Source organism: Phormidium sp. CCY1219 (genome assembly GCF_055795085.1).
The window spans coordinates 1-10,256 of sequence record NZ_JAYFEQ010000595.1 but is presented as its reverse complement, the minus strand read 5'-3'; the positions used below and the strand labels follow the sequence as shown (position 1 = coordinate 10,256).

4 protein-coding genes are annotated in these 10,256 nt (G+C 52.2%); all 4 read right to left on the bottom strand.

Annotated features, from left to right (window positions below):
* A partial coding sequence (locus AC0QH1_RS16950; RefSeq protein ID WP_324632410.1) for a peptidase domain-containing ABC transporter occupies window positions 1–2,957 on the bottom strand: 2,957 nt, incomplete at its 3' end.
* A gap of 1,273 nt (window positions 2,958–4,230) precedes the next feature.
* On the bottom strand, window positions 4,231–6,741 hold the full coding sequence (locus tag AC0QH1_RS16945) for a GH116 family glycosyl hydrolase (protein ID WP_324632408.1): 2,511 nt from the start codon (window positions 6,739–6,741) through the stop codon (window positions 4,231–4,233).
* Window positions 6,742–7,181: 440 nt separating this feature from the next.
* Window positions 7,182–8,024 (bottom strand): hypothetical protein, encoded by an 843-nt coding sequence (locus AC0QH1_RS16940; RefSeq protein WP_324632406.1) that lies wholly within the window; start codon window positions 8,022–8,024, stop codon window positions 7,182–7,184.
* A gap of 240 nt (window positions 8,025–8,264) precedes the next feature.
* Complete coding sequence (locus AC0QH1_RS16935) at window positions 8,265–9,491, bottom strand: DUF3747 domain-containing protein (protein ID WP_324632405.1); 1,227 nt, start codon at window positions 9,489–9,491, stop codon at window positions 8,265–8,267.
* Between the last annotated feature and the right edge of the window lie 765 nt (window positions 9,492–10,256).

The following is a 10,256-nucleotide window of genomic DNA, read 5'->3' as shown; positions in this document are numbered from 1 at the left end:
CGACGTTCCGACTCGGTATCCAGAGAACTGGTCGCCTCATCCAAAATTAAAATCTGCGGATTGCCCAACAACGCCCGCGCGATCGCGATGCGCTGTCGCTGTCCCCCAGACAGAGAAGTTCCGCGCTCGCCCACCTGAGTATTATATCCCAGAGGCATCTCTTGAATAAACCCATGCGCTTCCGCCAACTTAGCCACTTCCACCGCCCGATCCAGAGGCACATCATCAGCATAGAGCGTAATATTATCCACAATCGTGCCCGAAAACAGAAAACACTCTTGCGGCACCACCCCAATCTGCGATCGCAACGACTGGGGTGAAATATGGCGCAAATCGTGCCCATCCATTGCGATCCGCCCGCTATTCGGAGAATACAACCCCTGCAGCAACTTAACCAGGGTACTCTTCCCCGACCCGCTGCGACCCACCAACGCCACCGTTTGCCCCGGTTTCACCGCCAACGAAATATTTTCTAACGTATTGCGCTCCTGTTCTTCACTGTAGCGAAACGTCACATTCTCCAACGACACCTCCCCTTGCAGTTTTGGCAGCACCAACATCCGACTTCCCGGTTTTTCCTCCGGTTCGGCGGCGAGGACATCATTGAGTCGCTCTACCGAAATCCACACTTCTTGCAACTCATCCCACAACTGAACCAGCGCCAAAATCGGACTAATCACCTTTCCAATCATCATATTAAACGCCACCAACTGACCGATAGTTAATTCTCCTTGAATCACCAACATCGCCCCATACCACAGCAATGCAATACTGCCAAAACTATTAATCGCGCCGCTGCTAGCTTGCAAGCGATTAGCAAGTTTCTGAGCGCGAAAGCGCGCATTCAGGGAACTGGTTAAATGCTCTTCCCAGCGCCAGCGCAACTCCCGCTCAGCGGCGGCAGCTTTCACCGTAGAAATCCCCGTCATCATTTCCACTAAAGACGAGTTTTGTTCCGCCGCCGCATTAAACACTTCCCGGGAGACTTTCCGCAAAAACGGCGTGGCAAATAACGTCAAAAGGGCGATCGGCGGAATAATCGCCAACACCAACAAGGTCAGACGCCAGTTGTAATAAAGCATCAACCCCAAATACACAAACCCCGTTAAGAAATTCAACCAAGCCAGAACCACTTGCCCGATTAAAAACCGCTGGATTTTTTGGTTTTCCTGCACCCGAGTGATGATATCCCCCACCCGACGCGATTCAAAAAATTTCAAAGGGAGTCGCAGGGTATGGTTGATAAAACCAGTAATTAAAGTCAAGTCGAGGCGATTGGAAAAATAATCCAGCAGGTATCGGCGGGTAGCATTGAGAGTGACAGTTCCGATGCCAAACAACAGCGCTCCCACGGAGATAGCATGCAGGGCGCTGACGCTTTTATTCACCACAATTTGGTCGAGAATGATTTGGGTAAATAAAGGCGTAACCAAACCAAACAGTTGAATCAGCACCGAAGCGATAATAATTTGCAAACCCACGGAGCGATAGGGCCACAGGATCCGAAAGAAGCTGCTCAGGGTGCGCTGCTGGGTTTCTTCCGCGTTTTGCAGTGCCTCGGTGGGATCGAGGAGCAAGGCATACCCGGTCCAACTGGTGAGAAATTTAGCCCGGGGAACCCATTGCTTGTCCGCCGCCGGATCGGCAATCAGAATTCGCTTCGAGGTGACTTTGTAGACAACCACATAGTGAATGCCCTGCCAGTGAGCGATCCAAGGATTGCTTTGTTCCGCGAGGCGACTCAGGGAAGCGCGTACCGGACGGGCCTGGAAGCCGACCTTTTCGGCGGCTTTAGCGAGGCTTTTCAGGGAAGCGCCAGAGCGTCCCACATCGGCAAGTTCGCGTAGGTAGTTGATGCTAAAGCGCTTGCCCCAATAGCGTCCGATTATCGCCATACAGGCGGCCCCACAATCGGAGGAGGACTGCTGGCGCAGGTGGGGATAGGGAGCCAGAATGTCCAGGATTTGCCGCTTCAGGGGTTTGGGAAAGATGACCGTATTGGATGGGGGTGGGGTTGGGGGAGTGGTGGCTTCCCGAGGAGGAGTTTGGGGGGTGCTGCGCCCGGTTCTGCTGGAGGGAGGAAGGGGTGAGACTGGGCGTTGTGCCAGTGGGGAAGGAAGGGAGTTAGCAGAACCGTTGCGGTGGGTGGTCTGTTGCAGGTTGTTTGCCAAGATGGGGGCGATCGCTTTAGCTTGTTCCCAGTATTCCTGGGGAAGCGCGATCGCCCACAGGGAGGTTTTGGCCACCCAATCCCCGGGGGTGGGTTCGGGATAGCCCCAACTCTTGCCGATTCCCGGGGTTGGCTGCGTGGCGGCGGATTCTGCCTCAATTTCGCCGCCACGCAGCCAAAAGCGACCCTGTTGTTCCGGGGTGGCATCGCTTAAGCGGGATCCGGCGCTGATGTGGCGATCGCTGCACCAGCTAACCAGTTCCTCGAGCTGATGGCTCGATAGGGTACGCAATTCAGTGGCGGTTTTGAAGAAGATTTGCCGTTGTCGTTGGGCGGTTTGCTGCTGAAAGTAGCCCTCGAGTTTCCCCCCGAGTTCGCGATCGCCGTCCAATTGAGCCAGACTCAGGCGCGAAATCTCCCCTGGCGTGGCGGCGATCGCCCGATAGGGTTGGGGATCTCGGTGAAAACAACGATCCCCGCCAAAGATATCTCCCGCTTCGAGAACCATTGCACAGACTTCTCGTCCGCGATCGGGATCGAACGCCAGCAAGCGCACTCGACCCCGCTCGATCGCGTAACTCTCCGGTTCTGCGGGTTCGCGATCGCCCAGGGAGAACAGTTCATCCCCTAAATCGAATTCACTGCGATCGCACGATTGTGTGATTTCCGATACCGCGCTTGGCTCGATATCCAGTTGCGCCAATCGCTGCATCAGCACGCTGTCCCTGTCTGTGCTTTCCGCTGAGGCATTGGTTTTGGGTTGCGATTTTTTGTTAATCCCTACCATTACTTATGCTCCTCGCATTTTGGGTTGATTGCATTTGGCATTCATCGCTTGCCAGTTGTATGAATTGAAAACCTGAGAAAAAACGATCGGCGTTTCGGGGAAATTCAGTATTTACCCTTAGTTTGCTAGCCACAGATGATAAAAAAGTCACCGCAATCGCTATACTTTATCCGTAAATTCACGGCTATTGGTGGCGCGATGCCAGGGCACCCTGGCATTATCCACGCAGCTTTTAGGCGATCGGGGTTGAAAGCCAGTCGCCGATTTCTATGCATTTAGTAAAAGCAGTGAAACAGTTAGAAAGAATAAAGTGTTGGCTCACAGCGGGTTAATCTCGGTCTATTGCTTTCGCCTCTATTTCAAAAAATATACTCACGGGAACCAATTTTCAACCCGCTCTATCTGGAGCGTTACCCTCTCTCGGTTGGAAAGTCAGCACTCTCCAAGGTTGTTGGCATCCCAGAAACGCCCCAGGACTTTTGGGGCTGAGTGATGAAGTAGACAAACATAAACTCCCCTGGTTTTGACGTGAAGGCGAAACAGTTGAAAATCTGGAAACTCGCTCAAATCGGCAGTTCGGGTTTTTTCCTCTATTTCAACCTTAAGATAACGTGGTATAAATTGCCCTCTCCTCCACCCAGCACCCAGGGAGGGGACGCAGGTGTAGTCTCTCCCGTTTGAATAAGGAGAAGAGGAAAAGGTCGCGGTCTGTGTGGAATAGAAATTTAGTAACAGTCCATTGACTTATAGCTATTTCATCACAATTGCAGACCCGGATTAATCTGCCTCTGGGTAGATCTGTTTTTTGGATGAGGCGTGATATGATAAAAATCTTTTGCATGAAAATCCCGAGAAGCGGGTCTATTCTCTTCTGTGAAATCGAAGCCCCCGGAACGTGCTGATGGCGATGATGTGCGGGAGAAAGTGCGAATTGGTGCGGCATTGCACGGGGCGATCGCCACCCCTGCACTGGGCCACCTCATCCGGTAAAATGTATTATCATTCCTCCAGAGAAATGTCAATAGAAAAATAGGAACAGCAATACCCTTTTTCCCAAGAAATTATGCCATATCCTGCATAGAGGCACAAGGCAGTACCCCCTCCTTGCCGGCGGTGAATTTCCCGGGCAATTTTGACAGATTTCCAAGCTTGAGGCGTTCCCAAGCTTTTGCCTGGGAACGCCGAGGTACAGCGAATGGAAAATAATCGAGTCGCGAGTAATGAAAATGCAGATCCGACGGAAAAACCGCCAGATTCACAACGGCGATCGCCCTTAACTACCCTTAAACTCCGTCAACACCCCATAAAGCGCCCAAATCGCCATTGCCCGCAGATAGTGACTCGCCCGAAAGGTACCGGCGGCGGTAATCGCTTCCGGGGTGCGGAATTGCAAACCATTTTCATACAGGCGATCGATAACAGTTTGCGCCAGTTGAAATGCCTCATTTTTTTTGCCCATTTGCAACAAAAAGGCAGCCAACCCAAAATTGATTCCCGTCCAGACTTCCAGGGGATGCGTCGCCTCCGGATTCGCCGCCGAACCATCGGGTAACACCCCATTGGCTGCGCCGAATTTGCCCCCGTGAAACTTCAAGAAACAAGCCTCAAAAATCGCATCCAGCGTCGATAGGGTACATTCCGACGGAACGATATCCTCTAAACCGAGCAGCCGCGCGTAAAACTGACCGCATAATTGATCGGCCATCACCACGTCCGAACCGCTCTCGCTATCCAGACGATAATATTTGCCATTCCAGAGGGTTTCGTGATAGACTTTTCGCGATCGCGCCAGCCAATCGCGGTAGGTGGCTAAGGTATCCTCAATCGCGGTTGTCTCCAGTAAATCCGAGCGTTCCGATTCATAGATAGTGCCAGTAAAAATGCCCGAATGAGGCGGGTTTTCCAGCAGAACTTCTGCGATCGCGATCGCTGCCGACAATGCCGCGATCCACAACCCGCCACAATACGCACTCACCCCCTTCAACTGCCAATCATCAAAAGTCTGATCCGGGGCACCGCCATTTTCCGGAATCCCATCCCCATCGTTATCGAACTGCTGCAAATAGCCTAACGTGCGAACCACAGAAGGCCAACAATCCCACAAAAACTCGTAATCCTGCGCACCAGTCAGCAGAAAATCGCGATAGACCTGCAATACAAAATCGCTGGGTAAATCTTTCCACAAATTACAGTCTTGGTAGCTGGTGTAATTGGTTTTGTGCCAAGGATGCTCGTTGGGTGCCCCCAAATCGTGCGGCGTCGCATCGGCAACTTTGCGAACCGCATCCGCTTGATTGTAGCCAATCGTGCGATGGGTCGGATCGCTGGTGGGAATCGCCCGGGCAAATGCCAGCATCACCGATTTTTCCAATTGCGGCCATAACATGAGCAGGGCAAAGGAGCCATACAGGCGCACATCTAAGCTTTCGTACCAGCGATAATCCAAACATTCGAGCACGGCAAACTTGCCCCGCGCGTCGAGTTCGTCTTGCGCGGTCCACAAACTACCCCCCGCCGATAGAATGTAAAGTTCGTTGAACAGCGCCACTTTAATCGAATCCGGCAGATCCTCGCGGGATAAAATGGGTTGTTGCCATGCGAGGATATTGTCCCGCCACATATTTAAGTGCTTCAGGGCCGTGCGAACCATCGTCCAGGAGTTATTGCCACTGCGTCCGAAGAAGTCGGTATAGCGGCGGTAGTACCAGACATTGGGGGCAAATTCGGTAACGGGCAAGTCCCAGGCGAGGATAAAGGGAATTTTGCGCGTTTTTCCCGGTCTGATGGTAAAGCGGATCGCCAGGGCGACGCCGATTTGTTCCGAGGCGTCGGCGGGAGTTTCATCAGTGCGATCGCCCAACGACCCATCCCGGGCAAAGCTGTCCCACAGTTCCTCACCGGTGCCGGCAGGATTCCAGCGCGTGTGGTGGAAGACTTCCATAAAGGGATTGGTGAGAGTGGCGATCGCCCACTCTCCTTCTCCTTCTTCGGGCACCTCTCCCTGGCGATTCCCCGTCATTACGCACCCGATGCGGTGAAAGTCTTCGATAAATCGGTTGAAGTTTCCTTCACTCTCTCCCCATCGCGGTTTGTATTCGTACACCGGGGATCCATCATCGCGCACGGTGACCGGCACCCCGGATAGCCCCCCAGACATCGCCGATGCTTGCGGGGGGATGGCATTGGTAAACCAACCCACCACATTTTGCCAAGTTAGCATGATGCTCAAGGTGATGGGTTCGTCTGTGGGATTATATGCGGTCCATTCAAAAATTGCGATCGGATAGCTGCATTCTTGATACTTGTGCGGCCAAATCGGCGAAAATTGTTCGCAGGTTAGTTCCGCCTGAAATACTCCGTTATAAACGAACCAGCTACGGGGATAAAGGGCATGGTATCTGCCTGTGGTTCGTTCTTCTCCTTTGTCGGTGGTGGATTGTGATGCCGGATACCATTGCCACGCCGACAGTTGACCTTCCCCAGGCGCTTCCGTACAGAGGGCATAGGCTTGTTTTTTTCCCTGCGCTTCCTCAAATACGCTGAATTGGCAGGCGGGAAGGGATTGAAAGGTGTGTTCCCCGCCATCCAGGTGCCACAGGTTGAAGTCCCCGCGCGGCGATCGGCCAATACAACCAGCCCCAAACCCCCCCAGGGGCATCCCGTGCCAAGGTCCATCGTCTAAATTACTGCGATAGCGCACGGTATAAGGATTGTCCCACCCTAACCCAATGGGACGACTCCAGGTATATTCGGGAATTGGTGTCTGCTTTGATGGATTACTCATGCTCTGTTTTCTCTCGTCCATCCTGATTAAAGCAGAACCTACGCCGAATGTCTCCTTAACCTCCCCCTCTCTATGCTGAATCGGGGTTTTTAAATTAAATTGTTAACAATTTATTGATTGGCAATTGATGTTTTATCCTTTATCTGTAAGCGCTTTAAATACTTTCCTATAGCTCTTTTTGAGTAAAAAAATTGCCCTTGTTTCTAAATACAGCTAAAAAAGAGGGCATTTCTAAATTGGTTTACATCATTTTTCCTACATTTGTATGGGTTGAAATTATTTAATTGCTGCTAAAACCGTAATATTGGCTATTTTTTTAAAAATAGCAATTCCATTTATTGATGGTACTTTATCCCGGAATAAAATACTATTAAATGAGGTAAAAATCAGCAGGAATAACGGGGAGAATCTCCGGTCAGTTGCCTAAATTAGAGGGTAGATTACTCGTGGGTTTGAGATGAGTGGGGCGGAGTTTGGGGGTGGGGGTGAATGTCTTTTTCTAATTGCTTGAGAGAAAAGGTCAGATGTTTGAGATAGGGTTTGACCACCTGTCGATTTTGCTGTTGTAGTTTGCCCACTTGTTGTTGCAGTTGGGTAATTTGACCCTGGACGGGGGTCCATTCCGGTTCTGGTGAGGGAGTCAAACTTTCCACCTGGTGTTGTATCTGGGAAAAGCCTTGAGAAAGGCGAGCGATATCGGCTTCGATGTGAGCGAATTCCGGAGTTTCGGAGACAGGAGAGGGAGGGAATTGCTGACGAAGGGATTGAATTTCTCGAGAGAAATTGTCTTCGAGTTCGGTAAAAGTGGTTTCGGTGCGATCGCGAAGGCGGACGATCGCGCGGCGGACGATCGCGAATTCTTCCAAAAGTTCGGGAGAACTCATCGGATTGGGGGAAGCTTGAGGGCGACTTTGTTGTGCTTCTAGCTCGGCGATCGCCTGACTAATTCTAACCAGAGAGTCTTCCAATTCCCGGAGGCGATCGTTTTTTGGCAACTGTTCCACCGAAGTCCGCACAGAAGACACCATCTGTTGCAGATCCGCGATCGCCCCTTCATGTTCGAGGCGCATTTGTTCCGCAAAGCGGTTCCGCTTGGCCATATTGACCCACAAAGCCAGAGTCAGGGGAGTAGCGGCGAACAGAACCTGTCCGGACAATCCCGCCACAATCGATCCCACCGCCGAACAGAGCAGAGAAACCGACTCCGCCACTTCCAGGCGATCGCCTTGAGAAAGACGGTGAACAAGACTCGTCCAATCTAGATTGCGTTCTATTTTCTGCATCGTTTCACCTCGGTTGTTTCCAGATAGATTGTTCCAATTATAATCAGGCTGACGGTGACCACTGCCTCAACCAAGCCCAGTTTTTCCACAGTGTCAGGAAATGAGACATCCAGCCGGAGGATGGGGCAATTGGCCAGACGATAAAAAACCCGATTTTGCAGAACCAAAACCGGGTGATGAATTCATATCGGCAACAATGAACCGCGAGATCCGCGATCGAAGAAATTGACATGGGAAGGATTACTGCTTCACGCAATTAACCATCCGCAAGGTCGCCGCAGCGGCATAGTTTCGCAACGCCGGATTATTCGGGTAAAAGCGGTTGCCCACCTCATTGAGCGGAGAAGCCACCTGACAATACGCCGACATTTGACCGATTAGAGAATCCGCCCAGTGGTTTTGGGTATCCGAGAAGACAGTAGAAGAGCCAGTGGGGTTAATCGAGGGATTTGCGCCGCGTAGGGTATTGCCAAATTCCGCCGATCGCCGCAGTACCGCCATCAGTTCCGCGCGCGTCACCGATTGAGCGGGGCGAAAACTGCCATCTTGATAGCCACTGACAATATTGTTTTGCTTCGCCCATTCAATTTTAGGCGCGCTCCAGCGAGAGGCTTCCACATCATAATAAGGACGAGACGAAACCCCCGATGGGAGATTGATATTGGCACCCGGAACATTTTTTAACGCCTCGATGACCATTGAGACCAATTGTTCGCGCGTCAGGGCCACTTGCGGGCGGAAAGTATTGTCTTCGCGGAATCCAGCCACGAAACCCATTGCCACCGCCTGTTCGATTTCGTTGGCATAGACATCATTGCGGATATCGGCAAAGGTAGTCCCGCCAGAAGAAGGAGGCTCCACCGGGGCAGGATCGATAATCCCCCCGCCAGAAGACCCACGCGGTCGGGCAAGGGCCGTCAACGACTGATTATTGGCGAGATAGACGTGACCTAAGACCTTACCGTTGTAGGTTCGTTTGGCGAAACTCCAGCCCGGATTGAGTTGAATTTTAGAATCGTAAGCCGAGGTAATGCCGTTCGTGCGTCCGATTTCGATTTCCGTGCGCTCGCGATCGTTGACCCCCAGCAGGACCAGATCCCCATCGCGACGAACGATTCGCAAACTATATTGCAAACCCACATCTTCACCGCCCACGCGGATGGAATGGCCATTGCTATCCATACTGCGCCCACAGATGCCAGTGAAGTCAAAACTAAACAGTAGCGGATCCACCTTGACGGGACTGCTACCGCTTTCTCGCCAGCAGGGACGCGCGTCAGAGATTTGCTCCACAATCAACAAAGCGTGGGAACTACCGCCGGCATAGGGTTGAGCGATCGCGATAAACCGATCTTGGTTCACCGATCGCTGTCCGAAAAGGGCAGCGAAAGAAGCGGTACTCAAGGTTAATGTAGAGAGGGCTGCGGTAGCCGCCGCCGTAATTTTAAGTAAAAAAGAAGTCTTCATGGTAGGTATTGAACGTGGAAAGAGTCGGGACTTGCCTCCTGGTCTATTTTCATTGTGGTTGAAGCACCAGGCAGTTTTCGCAAAGGAATGTTGTACTTTTTCAACTGTCCAACTGGGGACAAGGGGAAGGGGGTGCAACGATCGCCCTCATCTGAGAAAAGGGGGCGATCGCGGCGGGTGCTATCCATGCCAGGAAACAGAAAACTATCCTCCTGCACAAGCGAAGGAAAAGGTAGTTGTTACACTGATCGAACTGTCTGAACCGGGAATTAGTTCCGCAAAAGAAAAAGGTTCCCCACCCGAGGATTTAAACGACCCCTCCAGACAGGGGAAGCTTCCCCAAAAGGGGATTTCAGCCATTGCAGCCCCCCGGCGATCGCTCCCCTACAGAGGGCGGCAACCCCCAGGGATCCCTCAAGCCTCTGGCAGCACGATCGACCCTGAGACCCCAGGGGAGCAAAATTCCTCCGTGGTGCCTGTGCTTTCCACGTCACTGAGGAGAGAATCTGCTAAAATCAGTCTGGGTGCGATCGCCCTGACTCCCTGAAGTTTTGCCGGGTCAAGGAGGCGAATCGCAACAACCGCTACTACAGCACCACCACGTTCCTGCTATGCTAAAAGAGTAAGGTCGCTCCAGTGGCGACCTGGACTTCCTGACTGAGTTACCTCAGTCGCCAACTTCTACCCACAGTTAGCTTCTCGGCGGGAAGCCCCGCGCTCTACCCGTGCTTGGTGAGCGTCGGGATGAGAGCCAGGGGAAATGGA